The sequence below is a fragment of the Alcanivorax sp. HI0083 genome, from assembly GCF_001635175.1.
In genome coordinates, this window is record NZ_LWFX01000252.1 from 1 (window position 1) to 698 (window position 698).

Consider the following 698-nt stretch of genomic DNA (forward strand, 5'->3'; position numbering starts at 1 on the left):
ATGGCAAAGACATCAAACCTCCGATTTCCACCATCGCTTGGGAAACCCTTTGCTGTAGTTCCGTGCCTTTGATTTTCAGTCCTGACGATTCTGGGCCGAACGGCTTGCCTTCATCTGTGGCAGCAACGGTGCGAAAGTTGGTGTATTCCAGTGCCATAAGATCGACTTCCAAGCCAGCCAACCGACGCACCGCCAACTGCTTATCTGTTTCCGTTGGTAGCGCATCGATAGCACTTTTAAGGCGATTGATTTCGTAGTGAATATCCGCCACACCGGCAATGGTGGTGCGTTCGTGGGTAAGAAGAAACTTGGCAATGGTCCACCCCATTCCTTCTTGACCCACCAAATTTTCCACAGGCACTTTCACGTCGGTAAAATAGACTTCGTTAAGGTGATGATGCCCATCAATTGAATAAATCGGCCGTACTTCAAGCCCGGGGGTTTTCATATCGATCAGCAGGAATGAAATACCCTGCTGCTGTTTCACGGTGCTATCCGTTCGCACCAAGCAAAACATCATGTCTGCCCAATGGGCCTGTGTCGTCCAGATTTTTTGACCATTAACCAAATAATGGTCGCCATTACGCGTGGCTCGCGTTTTTAACGAGGCCAGATCTGAGCCCGCATTGGGCTCAGAATAACCTTGGCACCATAGCGTTTCGCCACGCTGAATGCCGGGCAACCACCGTTCCTTCTGT

1 protein-coding gene is annotated in these 698 nt (G+C 50.3%); it reads right to left on the minus strand.

Annotated features, from left to right (window positions below; genetic code table 11):
- Nucleotides 1–682 (minus strand): acyl-CoA dehydrogenase family protein (locus tag A3754_RS02735; RefSeq protein ID WP_231880452.1); only part of this gene is annotated, 682 nt, incomplete at its 3' end.
- Between the last annotated feature and the right edge of the window lie 16 nt (nt 683–698).